The sequence below is a fragment of the Bacillus sp. KS1 genome, from assembly GCF_020075515.1.
GTDB lineage: Bacteria > Bacillota > Bacilli > Bacillales > Bacillaceae > Bacillus > Bacillus velezensis.
In genome coordinates this window covers 135672-149705 of record NZ_JACAWW010000017.1, presented here as the reverse complement: position 1 = coordinate 149705, position 14034 = coordinate 135672, and the positions used below count along the sequence as shown (strand labels likewise).

General features: G+C 47.6%; 17 protein-coding genes and 1 riboswitch. Of the genes, 8 read left to right on the top strand and 9 right to left on the bottom strand.

Going from position 1 to position 14034, the window contains the following annotated elements; genetic code table 11:
* Positions 1 to 83: 83 nt before the first annotated feature.
* The 3 genes from HWY38_RS11330 to HWY38_RS11320 all read right to left on the bottom strand — a co-directional run bounded on the left by HWY38_RS11330 (position 84) and on the right by HWY38_RS11320 (position 3251).
* Positions 84 to 524 carry a GNAT family N-acetyltransferase gene (locus tag HWY38_RS11330; protein ID WP_044802790.1) on the bottom strand — a complete coding sequence of 147 codons (441 nt, stop codon included), beginning with the start codon at positions 522 to 524 and terminating at the stop codon, positions 84 to 86.
* 82 nt (positions 525 to 606) lie between these two features.
* Complete coding sequence (locus HWY38_RS11325; protein ID WP_224181865.1) at positions 607 to 2448, bottom strand: bifunctional homocysteine S-methyltransferase/methylenetetrahydrofolate reductase; 1842 nt, start codon at positions 2446 to 2448, stop codon at positions 607 to 609.
* A gap of 89 nt (positions 2449 to 2537) precedes the next feature.
* Positions 2538 to 2659: riboswitch (SAM riboswitch) on the bottom strand.
* Between the two features lie 100 nt (positions 2660 to 2759).
* Positions 2760 to 3251 carry a YajQ family cyclic di-GMP-binding protein gene (locus tag HWY38_RS11320; RefSeq protein ID WP_003155112.1) on the bottom strand — a complete coding sequence of 164 codons (492 nt, stop codon included), beginning with the start codon at positions 3249 to 3251 and terminating at the stop codon, positions 2760 to 2762.
* A 99-nt stretch (positions 3252 to 3350) separates the two neighbouring features.
* Between HWY38_RS11320 and HWY38_RS11315 the strand changes: the two genes are divergently transcribed.
* From HWY38_RS11315 to HWY38_RS11300, 4 genes are all read left to right on the top strand, one after another.
* Complete coding sequence (locus HWY38_RS11315) at positions 3351 to 4247, top strand: S1 RNA-binding domain-containing protein (protein WP_176364447.1); 897 nt, start codon at positions 3351 to 3353, stop codon at positions 4245 to 4247.
* Between the two features lie 172 nt (positions 4248 to 4419).
* On the top strand, positions 4420 to 5397 hold the full coding sequence (locus HWY38_RS11310; protein WP_224181864.1) for a BMP family protein: 978 nt from the start codon (positions 4420 to 4422) through the stop codon (positions 5395 to 5397).
* Positions 5394 to 7043 (top strand): methyl-accepting chemotaxis protein, encoded by a 1650-nt coding sequence (locus tag HWY38_RS11305; RefSeq protein WP_224181863.1) that lies wholly within the window; start codon positions 5394 to 5396, stop codon positions 7041 to 7043. Before HWY38_RS11310 ends, HWY38_RS11305 begins: the two co-directional genes overlap by 4 nt.
* A 132-nt stretch (positions 7044 to 7175) precedes the next feature.
* On the top strand, positions 7176 to 8426 hold the full coding sequence (locus tag HWY38_RS11300) for a cytochrome P450 (RefSeq protein WP_224181862.1): 1251 nt from the start codon (positions 7176 to 7178) through the stop codon (positions 8424 to 8426).
* A gap of 48 nt (positions 8427 to 8474) precedes the next feature.
* Here HWY38_RS11300 and HWY38_RS11295 read toward each other — a convergent pair whose 3' ends face one another.
* Both HWY38_RS11295 and HWY38_RS11290 read right to left on the bottom strand, forming a co-directional pair.
* The gene (locus HWY38_RS11295; RefSeq protein ID WP_003155105.1) at positions 8475 to 8597 is read right to left on the bottom strand and encodes a hypothetical protein; all 123 of its coding nucleotides are present in this window, start codon (positions 8595 to 8597) and stop codon (positions 8475 to 8477) included.
* Positions 8598 to 8645: 48 nt separating this feature from the next.
* Positions 8646 to 9497 carry a DegV family protein gene (locus tag HWY38_RS11290; protein WP_014304769.1) on the bottom strand — a complete coding sequence of 284 codons (852 nt, stop codon included), beginning with the start codon at positions 9495 to 9497 and terminating at the stop codon, positions 8646 to 8648.
* A 125-nt stretch (positions 9498 to 9622) separates the two neighbouring features.
* On the opposite strand from HWY38_RS11290, the gene HWY38_RS11285 reads away from it, so the two are divergent.
* Together HWY38_RS11285 and HWY38_RS11280 are read left to right on the top strand one after the other, a co-directional pair.
* Positions 9623 to 10465: a YitT family protein gene (locus tag HWY38_RS11285; protein ID WP_003155101.1), complete on the top strand. Its 843-nt coding sequence runs from the start codon at positions 9623 to 9625 to the stop codon at positions 10463 to 10465.
* Positions 10466 to 10479: 14 nt separating this feature from the next.
* A complete protein-coding gene (locus HWY38_RS11280) occupies positions 10480 to 10941 on the top strand; it encodes a BsuPI-related putative proteinase inhibitor (protein WP_003155099.1) in 462 nt (153 codons plus the stop codon).
* Between the two features lie 37 nt (positions 10942 to 10978).
* Here the strand turns inward: HWY38_RS11280 and HWY38_RS11275 are convergent, their stop codons facing one another.
* The 3 genes from HWY38_RS11275 to HWY38_RS11265 all read right to left on the bottom strand — a co-directional run bounded on the left by HWY38_RS11275 (position 10979) and on the right by HWY38_RS11265 (position 12224).
* A complete protein-coding gene (locus HWY38_RS11275; protein ID WP_003155097.1) occupies positions 10979 to 11176 on the bottom strand; it encodes a DUF3813 domain-containing protein in 198 nt (65 codons plus the stop codon).
* Complete coding sequence (locus tag HWY38_RS11270; protein WP_003155094.1) at positions 11176 to 11325, bottom strand: hypothetical protein; 150 nt, start codon at positions 11323 to 11325, stop codon at positions 11176 to 11178. Before HWY38_RS11270 ends, HWY38_RS11275 begins: the two co-directional genes overlap by 1 nt.
* A gap of 86 nt (positions 11326 to 11411) precedes the next feature.
* Complete coding sequence (locus HWY38_RS11265; protein WP_007610550.1) at positions 11412 to 12224, bottom strand: Cof-type HAD-IIB family hydrolase; 813 nt, start codon at positions 12222 to 12224, stop codon at positions 11412 to 11414.
* A 120-nt stretch (positions 12225 to 12344) separates the two neighbouring features.
* Between HWY38_RS11265 and HWY38_RS11260 the strand changes: the two genes are divergently transcribed.
* Together HWY38_RS11260 and HWY38_RS11255 are read left to right on the top strand one after the other, a co-directional pair.
* Complete coding sequence (locus HWY38_RS11260; RefSeq protein WP_007409140.1) at positions 12345 to 13112, top strand: prolyl oligopeptidase family serine peptidase; 768 nt, start codon at positions 12345 to 12347, stop codon at positions 13110 to 13112.
* Positions 13113 to 13174: 62 nt separating this feature from the next.
* The gene (locus HWY38_RS11255; RefSeq protein ID WP_003155088.1) at positions 13175 to 13483 is read left to right on the top strand and encodes a metal-sulfur cluster assembly factor; all 309 of its coding nucleotides are present in this window, start codon (positions 13175 to 13177) and stop codon (positions 13481 to 13483) included.
* Positions 13484 to 13591: 108 nt separating this feature from the next.
* On the opposite strand, the gene fosB is transcribed toward HWY38_RS11255, so the two are convergent.
* Positions 13592 to 14014 carry a metallothiol transferase FosB gene (gene fosB / locus HWY38_RS11250; RefSeq protein WP_014304771.1) on the bottom strand — a complete coding sequence of 141 codons (423 nt, stop codon included), beginning with the start codon at positions 14012 to 14014 and terminating at the stop codon, positions 13592 to 13594.
* Positions 14015 to 14034 lie beyond the last annotated feature (20 nt).

Here is a 14034-nt window from a genome sequence, read left to right as displayed (position 1 = left end):
CGTCAATAATGTCGCATATAAAAGCAGACGTGACATTAAAAGTAATGCCCTTAGAGACATGTCCCCAAAGGCTTTAGTCTGTTTCAGGCGAGTTCTTTATACATGATCACATGCGGGCCGATGCCGGGTATGTCAAAGGGGCTGCCCGTGCTTTTCCAGCCGAGCTTTTCGTAATATCCCTTTACGTGACATCTGGCGTTGCACCAGACAAGCGCTGCCCCCATTTCTGCCAGTTTCCGTTCTGCATAGGCGATTAACGTGCTTCCCGCTTTTTGCGTCCGGTATTCCTCTAGCGTCGCCATGCCGCGCAGCTGGTAGGCGGGCGCTGCCTGTAAAGCCTGTTGGTTCTGCGGGTAGAAAGAAGCGATGCTGATCAATGTCCCGTCGTAAAAACCTCCGAGATGAAAGGCTCCTTTGACGCTGTCCTGATCATATTTACAATCCTCAATCGTCTGATGGGGGCGCAGCACACTGTGTCTGATCGCGTATGTGTCTTCTGCGGTGATGGGTTTTACTTCAACCATGAAAAAATCCTCCTTTGCTTGATTCTTTTTCTGTATCGTACCACGAAAAAGCCGCCTGTCATATCAGGCGGCCTCTTCCGCGTCAATGCAAATATACATCAGCCCGCTTTTCATCCTTTTGCTTAATATAAGCTGCAAGCTCTGACGTCAAATCAGAACGAAGAAACGGGGTGATTAAATAAATTCCGTTAAACAGTTCGCACGCCGTGTCGAGAAGCGATTTGGCGATGGCGAGGCCTTCGGCTTTCTGCTTTCGCTTGTCTTCACCGGCGAGCGCCATTTTTTCGCGGATGCTGTCTGACAGCTTAATGCCCGGGATTTCATGATGAATGAACTCTGCGTTGCGGCTGCTCGTTAACGGCATGATTCCGATATACACCGGTGTTTTGAGATGCTTCGTTTCATGATGAATGTCAATGAGCTGCTGCTCCGAGTAGACAGGCTGGGACACGAAGTAGTCAGCTCCGCACTCGATTTTTTTCTCCAGCCGTTTGACTGCCTTATCCAAATGGCGGACATTCGGATTAAACGCCCCGGCTACGGAAAAGTTCGTTTTCTTGCCGAGCGGTTTCCCTGATAAAGAAATACCCTCGTTGAATTGTTTAATCAGCCTGATCAAGTCAAAGGACGTTAAATCATAGACGGAAGTAGCCCCCGGAAAGTCGCCGATTTTTGAAGGATCGCCCGTGATGGCTAAAATGTCGGTGAGCCCGAGCGTATCCAGCCCCATTAAATGTGACTGAAGGCCGATGATGTTGCGGTCTCTGCATGTAATGTGGACGAGAGAACGGATATCAAGGCGCTCTTTCAGCAATGAACCGCAGGCGGCATTGCTGATCCGCGGTGTCGCCAATGAATTGTCGGCGAGCGTCAGCGCTTCTATGCCGGTTTCTTTTAATTCAGCCGCTGCTTGCATAAATTTTTCAAAATTCAATTTTTTCGGAGGATCAAGCTCCACGATAATTGACCGTTTTTGAGCGGCGATTTCGTTTAAACCCGGCTCGGTCCGTTCGTTGCTGACTGAGATGACTTCTTCTTCCCGTCTGATTTTCACTTCTTTCTCAGTGACGGGGGAAAGGCCGCGAACCGCTTCAGCCATGGCTCTGATATGGTTGGGCGTCGTACCGCAGCAGCCGCCGATAATGCGCGCGCCCTGAGTGCGGAACTGTACGGCGCTCTCCCGGAAATAGGCATCGTCCGTATCATAAACAAGCCGGCCTTCTTCTAAAGACGGAAGGCTGCTGTTCGGATAGACCGATAAATAAGCGTCACGGAAAATCGGCACTTCGGTGAGCGCTTCAATCATGTGGTACGGGCCGAGCCGGCAATTGATTCCCGTTATGTCAGCGCCGAGATCGGCAATTGACCTGAGGGCTTCCCGAAGCGGCGTTCCGTCCTGCAGCACGCCCTGTTCGTGCATGGATACGTTCAGCATAATCGGAAGTTCCGTTTCTTTTCTCGCTATCTTCAGCACTTCGCGGGCCTCTTCTAAATCATAGTATGTTTCCAGAAGCAGGCCGTCCGGCTCTTCGTGCAGCAATAAATAAAGCTGCTCACGAAAGCTGCGTTTAATCTCCTCCAGGCTGTAGGCGTTTTTGTTAAAGGTGCGGATACCGCCCATCGTTCCCAATACATAAGCGCCGTCTGAGGAAGCGCGCGCGATTCTGACCGCCTCCTGGTTGATTTTTTTCGTTTCATCCTCAAGTCCGTATCTTGAGAGCTTAATAAAATTCGCGCCGTACGTATTTGTCTGGATGATGTCTGCCCCGGCTTCCACGTAAGCCTTATGTATCCGCTTGATTTCTTCGGGCTTTGATACGTTCAGTTCCTCAAAACATCTGTCAATGCCGTAGGAATAGAGGAGAGTGCCCATCGCGCCGTCACCGATTAAAATCCGTTCTTTTAAGTCTTGTAATAGTCCCATTGTTTGCCTCCTTCGTCACATTCAGCAAGGAAAAAAGAGAAATAAAAAAAGTCTTCTTAAGAAGAAGACTTTGTAATCATTTGTCTCTCTTCTTATCTTCCAAGCTGTTTTTAGCTTGCTGGATTTAGCACCTTGGTCATGGTTTGGGTAAACCACTACACCGGTTGCTGAAGCGTCGTCGGGCCAGTCCCTCGGCTTCTCTTGATAAGAACGTTCATGTAATTGTCATGGGTTTCCAAAACTTAACCGTGAAAATCCCTTTCTCCAAATTTACCGAAAATAGAGACAATAATCAATAGGAATCACATAATTTATCTAAAATTAATAAATTGAACGTCAATCGGCAGGTCTGCTCCGCGGACGGCTGCGATAATCTGCTGCAGATCATCTTTATTTTTTCCGGTGACGCGTACTTGGTCGTCCTGAATCTGCGACTTGACCTTCAAGCCGGAGTTTTTGATCACCGCGTTGATTTTTTTGGCGCTGTCTTTATCAATGCCCTGTACAAGCTTCGCGCGCTGGCGCACCGTGCCTCCCGAGGCATTTTCGATTTTGCCGTATTCAATGTTTTTCGTCGGCACGTCCCGTTTGATCAGCTTGCCGCTCAGCACATCTTTGAGCTGATTCAGTTTAAACTCGTCATCAGAAATCAGGACAAGTTCTTCCTTTTCTAAAGTTACATCGCTTTTCGATCCTTTAAAGTCATAGCGCGTGCCGATTTCTTTCAGCGTCATCTGAATCGCATTCTGCACTTCGGGAAATTCAACTTTCGATACAATATCAAAAGAACTTTCTTTTGCCATGAGAAAACCTCCTATAACATTTCACTTATGAGTTGATTATAGTAGAATAAAGAGAAATGTCCAACAGCATAAAGCATGAATTTATGCATATTGGAAAAAATGAGAAAAACATCAGCCTCATACGGGCGAATCAGGAAGGACGATAACATGAGACCAGGGCAGCAGCTCACGCTTAGTATAGATCACCAAACCGATTTCGGTTATTTTTTAACCGACGGCGAGGATACGGTTCTTTTACATAACAGTGAAATCACAGAGGATATCGAAGACAGAGATGAAGTGGACGTATTTATTTACGTCGATCATCAGGAAAGACTCGCGGCGACGATGAAAAAGCCGCTCATCAGCTTTTATGACTACGGATGGGTGGAAGTGACGGACGCTGTGGAAGATATGGGCGTATTCGTCGACGTCGGTCTGTCAAAAGACGCGCTCGTCGCAACGGAGCACCTGCCTCCGTACAAATCCGTCTGGCCGCAAAAAGGAGACAGACTGTATTGCATGCTGAAGGTGACAAGCCGCGGGCGCATGTTTGCCAAGCCGGCGCCTGAAGATATCATCAGTGAATTATTTACGGATGCAGAGGAAGACGTCATGAATAAAGACCTGACAGGCACGGTGTACAGACTGATCGCATCAGGATCTTTTCTGATTACCGATGAAGGCATCCGCGCGTTTATTCACCCTTCAGAAAGAAAAGATGAGCCGAGACTCGGCAGCCGCGTGACAGGGCGTGTCATCGAGGTGAAGGAAGACGGCTCGGTCAACATGTCTCTGCTGCCGAGAAAGCAGGATGCGCTTTCGGTTGACGCGGAAGAGATTCTGACCTATCTGAGATCAAGAAACGGCGCGATGCCATACGGAGACAAAAGCCACCCTGACGATATCCGCGAACGGTTTCATTTAAGCAAAGCCGCCTTTAAGCGGGCGCTCGGGCACCTGATGAAAAACGGCAAAGTGTATCAGGAAGACGGCTGGACATACGAAAAACAATAAATTTTCTGCAAAAACATCGGTGAACCAAAACCGATGTTTTTTATTTTCTCAAAAGCTCCTATGGCCCTCATTTGTTTATCACCCTGCCGAACATACATATTTTATTGAAATAAAATATTCTGACATCCGAACCGATATATAACTATAGAAAAAAAACAAAAGGAGAGTTTCAATGAGAAAAATGGCGATATTTGCGGCTGTACTGCTGCTTGCGCTCAGCACGGCGGGATGTGCCGGCAAATCTGAGGAAACGGCGGCCGAAAAAACGAAAACAATCGGCATCATGCTGACAGACAACGGTCTCGGCGACCAATCATTTAATGATTCAGGCTTTCAAGGTTTGATGAAAGCGAGAGACGAGCTCGGCATCACATTTGACTATCGGGAAATAAAAGATACCGGTACATACGAAAAAGGACTGACCCAGCTTGTCCGGGAAGGCAATGATCTTGTGGTGGGGCTCGGTTACAGCATGCAGGCGGATTTAGAAAAGGTCGCCAAAAAATATCCGAAGCAGCGGTTTGTGCTGATTGATTCCGTATCAGACCTGGATAATGTTACCTCCGTCACATTTAAAGAGGATGAAGGAAGCTACTTAGCCGGAGCGCTGGCGGCTATGACGAGCAAAACCGGCACGATCGGATTTATCGGCGGTTCAGATGCCGACGTCATTAAACGGTTTAAGAAAGGCTACCTGAAAGGGGCGAAATCAGTCAAACCGAATATCCGCGTGCTGTCGGACATCAGCGGTACGTTTGACGATGATAAGCTCGGGAAGCGCATCGCCCAAAACATGATCCGAAAAAAAGCCGATGTCCTGTTTACGGCGGCCGGCTTCACGGGCGTCGGCGCTCTGAAAGAAGCGGAGGCGCAAAAAGTATACGCCATCGGTGTTGACAGCGATCAATATTACACCGCCGAGCACGCCGTTATCTCTTCTTTAGTGAAAAACGTCGACCAAGTCATCTATGAATTAGCGAAAGATTTAAAAGACAACAAGGAGATCAAAAGCGGAGAGATCGTTTACGGACTGAAGGAAAACGGCATGGACTTAGCTAAGATCAGAGTTGTCAAAAACGCAGGCGGGCTGACGAAAAAGATCACGGATATGAAAAACAGTCTGATTGAAAAAGGAGGCGATCTGAAGTGACATTACGGACAAGGCTGCTCGTTAACGCAGCCGTTACGATGATTTGCTTCGCCGCCGTCATCGGCTTTACCATTGTAAACATGATGAAGATTCAGGCTTCAAATGAAGATGAAGTGGACGCGCTGTTAAACGTCCAGGAAGCAAAAGCTGACCTTAATACGTTAAAAGAAAGCATCACCGGCTATTCCTATACGCTCGCAGACGCCCAGAAAGAAGATGTGCGAAGCTATATGAAAAGCAGCTCAGACAAACTGGCGGCGCTCAAAAAAACGATGACGGACGATGCGGACAAAGCCGCTTATGACAAACTCGCCAAAAAATACGAATCATGGCAGGCGGAGGCGGACGCTGCTCTTGATTCGAAAAGCCCGGCTGAAGCGACAAGGACGGCGGCCCGCATCAACGGTCTTCTGAATGATATTTATATGCTGAATCTGAAAAGCCGGGATCACTATGAAGACATGCAGAAGCAGACGGCTGACCAGATTCAGTTTATCGTTTACAGCGCAGCCGTGCTGACCATCGTGATACTTGCCGTCACCGTCATATCTTCCATCAGGCTGACGAAGAGAATCGCAGGGCCGATCCGCCGTATGGCTGAAAATGCCCGTCGTATTGCAGGAGGGAACCTTGCTGTTGAAATGCTTGATTATAAAGGGAAGGACGAACTGAAAGAGCTGAATGACTCATTCGGAATGATGGCTGAACAGCTCCGCACCTTAATTCAGGCGATCGGAGAGGTCGGCCGTGAAGTCGAGATTTTCGCGGAAGGTTTGACGAAGGAAAACCAGACGCTGAAGGACATGACCGAGCAGGTGTCCGTGTCGACGGAAGAAATGGCGCAAGGCTCCCAAACCATTTCAGAAGATCTGCAGCATGCGGTGCAATTCATTGAACAAATGGATGAACATTCAAAGGCGAACGCCGAACGTTCAAAACAAACGACGAGAAGCAGTGAAGAGACGATTGCGGCGGTGGCTGCGGGGCGCGGTGCTTTAGCCGAAACCAAGCAAGCCATTGATAAAAGCAATGAGACATCAAAAGAGATTTCCGAAGCCGCCGGTCTCTTCATAGAGCATGCGGCAGGCATCAGTATGATGGCGCAGACCGTTTCTGACATTGCGGGCCAGACCAATCTGCTGTCATTAAACGCCGCAATCGAGGCGGCCAGAGCAGGCGAGGCCGGAAAAGGATTTGCCGTCGTTGCCGAGGAGATACGGAAGCTCGCAGACGGATCAGCCAAAGCGACCGCGCAGATTTTCGATATGGTAAAGCAAATTGAAGCCGGCATCACATCTATTACCGGAGCTGTCACGACCGGCGTCGCTTTAGCGGACAGACAGCAGGAGCTGATGGAGAAAACATCAGAATCATTCGCCCATATTGAACAAAAAGCCGCCCATATTAAAGCGGAGCTTACTCAATTGGACGGACGGATCATCGAATCGAAACAGCTTGGTGAGCAAGTGCTGCATCATGCCGAGAGCATCAGCGCCGTCGTTCAGGAAACGGCTGCGGGAAGCGAAGAGATTTCTGCCTCCGCGCTTGAGCAACTGTCTTCTTTTCATAAAATGGCGGAAAGCGTCAATAATCTGGTGAGCCTGACAGAGCGGTTAAACGATCAGGTCCGCCGGTTTACTTTGTAACGGGCTTTTGCCCCGCCCCTGATTTTTGCAGCCTGACATGAGTAACTTCTGAATGAAACACAAATACTGAATATATATGTGTTTATATTTATTCTTTTTCGTGAAAGGTGAAAAAAGAAGGGAGGAATCGGGATGGATGAACAAATTCCGCAGGAAAAGGGTCTTGATAATAGTCTGGCTTTATTACGCGATGGTTATGTATTTGTGAAAAACCGAGCGGAGAATTATCGCTCAGATGTGTTTCGCGCCCGTTTATTAGGGAAGACATTCATTTGTATGAGCGGAGCGGAAGCCGCAAAGCTTTTTTATGACACAGAACGATTTCAGCGGCAGCAGGCCCTCCCCAAACGGGTGCAGAAAACGTTATTCGGAACAGGGGCAATCCAGGCAATGGACGGTGAACGGCATAAGCACAGGAAGCTTCTATTTATGTCGCTGATGACGCCGCCCCGGCAAAAACGGCTTGCGGAAGCGGTGGCAAAACAGTGGAAAGCATCTGCGGAAATGTGGGAGGGTTCAAACCGAATTGTCCTTTTTGATGAAGCGAAGAAAGTGCTGTGCCGGGCTGCCTGTGAGTGGGCCGGCGTCCCGCTGAAAGACTCAGAAGTGAAAGAGCGGGCGGAGGATTTCACCGATATGGTAGACGCATTCGGCGCTGTCGGACCGCGTCATTGGAAAGGCAGAAGGGCGAGGCTGAAAACGGAGAAATGGATAGAGGAGGTCATTGAGGATGTGCGGTCCGACAAGCTGCAAACGCCGGAGGGCTCAGCCTTGTATGAAATGGCTTTTCATACAGAACTTGACGGGAACAGACTTGATTCTCACATGGCTGCTGTTGAGCTTATTAATGTTCTGCGCCCGATTGCCGCCATTTCTTACTTTATTACGTTTTCAGCTCTTGCATTGCATGATTACCCTGAATATCGGGGCAAACTGAGATCGAGAGATGATCAGGAGGCCGAAAGATTTGCACATGAAGTTCGGCGGTATTACCCGTTTGCCCCGTTTTTAGGAGCCGTTGTGAAAAAAGATTTCGTATGGAAGAACTGTGAGTTTAAAAAGGGTGCCTCCGTCATGCTTGACCTATATGGGACAAACCATGATTCCCGGCTTTGGGAGAATCCGAATGAATTTCGCCCGGAACGTTTTCAGGGGCGGGAGGAAAATAAATTTGATTTCATTCCCCAGGGCGGAGGTGATCCGGCTAACGGCCACCGCTGTCCGGGTGAGGGAATAACCGTGGAAGTCATGAAAACTTCCCTTGCGTTTCTTGCCAATGAAATAGAGTACGATGTTCCGTCCCAAGATTTGAGCTTCAGCCTGTCCAGAATGCCGGCATTGCCTGAAAGCGGATTCGTGATAAGTGATGTTAGACGCATATAGGACAAAAAACAGCCCTCTATCTTCATACACAAGAGGGCTGTTTTGCTTTTACAGATGGTCCGGTTTTTTGGAATTCTGGTTTTTTCCCGCCTGCCGGTTTTTTTCGGCAAGCCGGTTCTTTTTCTGATTTACGGCGTTATTGTCCAACGGTTTTTTGTCATCATCTTTCATGCGGCAAAGCCTCCCTTCTGTCCGTTAGGATGCCCGCCCGCATTGAAATTATGGCTTCAGGAAAAAAATCGCGAGCGTGCCCGGCCCGGAGTGGGCGCCGATCGCAGAGCCGATTGAATGAAGAATGATCTCTTTCGGATGGAACGCTTCTTCAATCATTTCCTTCATCCCAATCGCCGTCTCTTCATTATCTGCATAGCTGATTCCCACGGTTTGATCCGCCCAATCGCCGCCTTCTTCCTTCATCATTTCTATAATCCGTTTAAACAGTTTCTTCTGTCCGCGCAATTTTTCGAGCGGCACGAGCCTGCCGTCATCCACATGCAGAATCGGTTTGATGTTCAAAAGCCCCCCGACAAAAGCGGACGTTTTTGAAATTCTGCCGCCCCGTGCGAGATAGGCGACGTCATCGACCGTAAATATATGTTTCATCCGTGCGCAAAAGTTCTTTACAGACGTTTCGATTTCTTGTATTGTATTCCCGTTAACACAGAGTGTTTGCGCGTGCATCACCGCGAGGCCGCAGCCCAATGAAGCGCATTTGGAATCTACAATCCGTAAATCAAAATCGGGAAATTCCTCTTTTACTTCATTGGCGATCATTACGGCCGTCTGATAGGTGCCGGAAAGACCTGAGGAAAAGGCGATGTATATCGCCGGTTCTCCCAGTTCCGCGTATTGTAAAAATACTTTTTTTATCGTATCCGGTGATGCCTGGGATGTTTTCGGAACTTTCCCGTCCCGCATCGCTTGAAAGATATGATCCGCCTGAATGGTGACCGCGTCCTCATATTCGTTTCCGTCAAGTGTTACGTGCAGCGGAATGAACCCGATCCGGTTTTCTTCAATATAAGATTTCGGCAGGTCAGAGGCGCTGTCAGCAATAAGGTGAACTGTCATCATAATTCCCTTCTTTCCGGTTGGTGAGAGTGATGCCAACTATATCATATAAATTTGGCAAAATAGTGTTCAAAACTTTATTTTAAGGGAAAAGCTAATAATGAAAATGAGCGGAGGAGCAAGCCATGGTACTAGAACAAGTAAAAAAATTAGCAATCGTCGTCATCGGCGCGTTTCTGTATGCGGCGGGACTGAATTTATTCCTGATACCGGCGAATGTATATGCCAGCGGTTTTACCGGTGTCGCCCAGCTGCTGTCAAGCGTCGTTGATCAATACGCCCCCTTTTATATTTCGACAGGAGTTCTCATGTTCCTCTTAAACATTCCCATCGGTGTGTTAGGGTGGCTGAAAGTCGGCAGATCATTCACCGTGTACAGCATATTAAGCGTAGCGCTGACGTCCGTCTTTATGGGGATTCTCCCGGAAATGAGACTGTCACACGATATTCTTCTGAATACCGTATTCGGAGGAGTCATCTCAGCTATCGGCATCGGTTTAACGCTGAAATTCGGCGCTTCGACAGGCGGTCTTGATATCGTGTCGATGGTGCTGGCCAAATGGAAGGATAAACCGGTCGGCACATATTTCTTCATTTTGAACGGGATTATCATTTTGACGGCAGGATTATTGCAAGGATGGGAGAAAGCATTATATACCCTTGTCGCTCTGTATGTCACAACAAGGGTGATTGACGCCATTCACACGCGCCACATGAAACTGACCGCCATGATCGTTACAAAAAAAGCTGATGAAATCAAAGAAGCGATTTACGGGAAAATGGTCCGAGGCATTACGACGGTGCCGGCAAAAGGCGCTTACACAAACGAACAGAAAGAAATGATGATCATCGTCATCACGCGGTACGAATTGTATGACCTTGAGAAAATCGTGAAAGAAGTCGACCCGAAAGCCTTCACAAACATCGTGCAAACGACGGGGATCTTTGGTTTCTTCAGAAAAGACTGATAGGAGCGGATAGAATGAAGTGGCTGTTTGGCCTGTTATTACCGGTCATTTTATTGATCGGATGCAGCAGTCAATCCGGGCAGAAGGAGCCCGCTGAGGAGGTATCCGGAGAGATGAATGAACAGCAAGCGGAATTAGCCGTAAATCCTGTGCAGACAGATCAGCAGATCGAATTTCAAATGTCTTTAAAAAACAAAAGCGAAAGCCCGATCGATTTCACATTCAGCTCAGGGCAGAAATTCGAACTGACCGTACATGACCAACATCACAAAGAACTGTACCGCTATTCAAAAGACAAAATGTTTACCCAGGCGTTTCAGACCGTGACCTTAATGCCGAATGAAACGTATGACTTTTCAGATGTGTGGAAGAACGTGCCCGGTCCGGGAACATACACGGTGACGGTGACGTTTTTAGGGAAGTCCGATCAGATCGGAAAAAGACTGAAAACGGTAAAAACATTTGAAGTAAAATAAAAAAGCGGCGCCCTCATCTCAAACGGGGCGCCTTTTTTTATTGCAATTTCTCCAGCTGATCCTGAAATTGGTGCAGCTGCTGACGTTCTGCATCCGTCGAATTGGCGTACGCGGAAGACACGGCATTTTTGGCGCGTGAGACAGCTTTTTCCTGGTCGCCGTCCTCGAAACCGTTAGCAATCATGACGGCCTGCTGGACAAATGACTTGGCTTGAGAAAACAGTTCGTTTCTCATTAAAAGTCAACCTGCCTTTCAGCCGAATCTTTTGCTGCATCATGCTGTGCTTCCTCTAATGTAGACCGATATGGAAATCTTGCGTCATGAAGACTGACAGAGTCCTTGCCTTGCTGAATAAACCGTTTTGATTTGTTTCGTTTACCCATTGCAAATGTCCCCCTTCCATATTTAGACGAGATGAGTCGTCTGTTTTAGTATGGGCGGAAGGTTTTGTGTTATGAGCGGGAAAACCTCACAGGGAGAAATAGGATTTTAAAAATTCGGCGATTCCGTCCGCTTCATTTGAACCCGTGACGCGATCGGCGGCCTGTTTGACTTCATCCGTGCCGTTTCCCATCGCTACGCCGCACCCGGCAAATCGGAGCATTTCAAGATCGTTGTCTTCGTCGCCGAACGCGATGATCCGTTCTCTCGGCACTTGGTAATAGTCGCTGATTTTCTTCAGGCCGACCGCTTTATTCATCCCGTGTTTAATAATTTCAATCACATGCCAAGGAGCCGCCCATCTTCTGTGGTCAATGACCTCGGCGTGCACATCGGATAAATGCGCGCGTATGTCCGCGACGTCCTCTTCCTTCGCGTGAATCAATACGGACGTCACATCCTCTTGGACCGTTTCGCGCAGATCGCCGAATGTGACATTCGCCGTATTCATATGAAACGCCTCAATTAAATGCTCATCATGATAATGGAAGTACACATCATCAATGATCTCAGCGAGCACATTATGTATTTGGTAGGTCTCTGTAAGTTCGGCAAGCTGTCTGACCACATCGACAGATAAAGACGTGTGGTATCGTCCCCATGACTCGTCTTTCGGGTGGTGGACAAACGCTCCGTTAAAATTGACAATCGGCGTTGTCAGCCCAAGCTCGTCATAATACATCGAACTGGAACGGAAAGGGCGGCCGGTTGAGATGCAGACATGATGGCCCGCTTCTTTCAGCGTCTGAATCGTCCGTGCCGTTTCAGGGGAAATGGTTTTATCATCTTTTAATAAGGTTCCATCCAGATCTAAGGCGATGAGGTAAGGTTTTGTCTCCATAAATAACTCCTTTTGTCATATAATTTGCTGTTTTTCTCTTATGTACAGTGTAGCTTTTTACCATCTTTATTGTCTACATGTTACACTTATGATTATGGTTATCCTAAGGAGGGAGTCAACGTGATTCTTATTGATCATCAAACCGTATCAGGCATTCCGTTTTTACATATTGTAAAAGAAGAAAATCGGGACCGTCCCGCTCCCCTTGTTTTCTTTATTCACGGTTTTACAAGCGCGAAGGAGCATAATCTTCATTTCGCTTACCTGCTTGCTGAAAAGGGTTTCAGAGCCGTGCTGCCGGAAGCTCTTTACCACGGTGAACGCGCTGAACAGCTGTCAGCAGAAGAGCTCGCCGTCCATTTTTGGGACATTGTCTTAAATGAAATCGAGGAGCTTGACGTGCTGAAAAAGGATTTTGAAGCGCGCGGTCTGATTGAAGACGGGCGGATCGGTCTTGCGGGGACGTCAATGGGCGGAATTACGACATTCGGCGCGATGGCCGCGTATGATTGGGTCAAAGCCGGCGTCAGTCTGATGGGAAGTCCGAACTATACGGCATTTTTTCAGCAGCAGATTGACCACATTCAAAAGCAGGACATCGACATTGACGTCACAAAAGAACAGGTCGATGAACTGTTTGCGCGGCTCAAACCGTTCGATCTCAGTCTGGAACCGGAAAAACTCCGCAGCCGCCCGCTGCTGTTCTGGCACGGTGTTCAAGACAAAGTCGTTCCGTATGCACCGACCCGCGGATTTTATGAAACGATTAAACCTCATTACAGCAGCCGGCCCGACCATCTTCAGTTTCTGAAAGACGAACGGGCTGATCATAAAGTCCCGAGATACGCCGTTTTAGAAACCGTCGCCTGGTTCGATAAGCATTTATAAAGCACAAAGGTGTTAACAAAAGCCGCTTTTACGTTATACTGAGGAAAAAGGAGTGATGGAACGTGGAAGAAGCATTAAAAGAAAACATCATGGGCGCCTTGGAGCAGGTTGTTGACCCTGAGCTCGGCGTCGATATCGTCAATCTCGGCCTTGTATACGACGTTGATATGGATGACGACGGCCTGACGCACGTTACGATGACACTGACATCAATGGGGTGCCCGCTCGCTCCGATCATCGTCGACGAGGTGAAAAAAGCGCTCGCCGACATTCCGGATGTAAAAGAGACGGAGGTCCACATTGTCTGGAATCCGCCGTGGACAAGAGACAAAATGTCACGCTACGCAAAAATCGCATTAGGGATTCAGTAATAAGAAAATGCACCCCGGATTTTAGGTACATCCTAAAGTTTGGAGGTGCTTTTCTTTTGTCTGCATATAAGCGACAGTGAGGGCTTGTTTTGGATCGCAAACGAACCCTTATATATAAAATTTCATATGAGGTTTATCTTTTTTGTAATAGGACAGTCTGTCCTGGAGTGTACCTGTGCGGAATTCAAATTTATGTCCATCGGGATCAGTAAAATAAATTGACTTTTGATCTTGCTTATCCCTAGGACGCCCATTTAATATATTTACATTTAGATTTTTTAACCTTTGAAGTATTGCATCAAAATCTTTTGGGTCAATTGTAAAGGCCGTATGCGTATAGGATTTATGTATTTCATTTCTTGGTATATCCGCCTCTAAGTTAAGTGCAAGCCAAAGCCCGTTCAGATCAAAATATGCTGTTTTTTGCCCTTTAACCAGAAGTTGTGCATGAAATACTTTCTCATAAAATTCTATAGATTTTTCCAAATCTGAAACAGAAAAAAGAAGATGATTGATCCCTTTTATGTTCATTTTCCCCACCTCATTTAACA